Raw genomic sequence first — 281 nt, 5'->3', positions numbered from 1 at the left:
AACAATAGTTTTTCCAAGCTGAAACATGTGGTAAATATACCTTTTTTCAGCAGGTTTTCTTTAGCCAAAAACCAATTTACATTCTGTTAAAATTTTCATATTAAAATTATTAATGGTCAATTCGAAGTACTTTTGCAGGCTAAATTTTGAGTATGGAACTTAACTTCAGAGAAATAGCTACCGCCAGCATGATCCTCTTTGCGGTAATAGATATCATTGGAAGTATTCCTATCATTATTGACCTGCGAAAGAAGGCGGGACATATTCAAAGTGAGAAAGCT

At 33.5% G+C, this 281-nt stretch carries 1 pseudogene; it reads left to right on the top strand.

What is annotated here, in order from left to right:
- Positions 1–152: 152 nt before the first annotated feature.
- A pseudogene (locus HC175_RS24575) lies at positions 153–281 on the top strand (MarC family protein); the annotation flags it as partial.

It is taken from the genome of Salinimicrobium oceani, from assembly GCF_012037645.1.
Note: the sequence above shows the minus strand (reverse complement) of the source record. Positions and strands in the feature narration are given on the sequence as shown.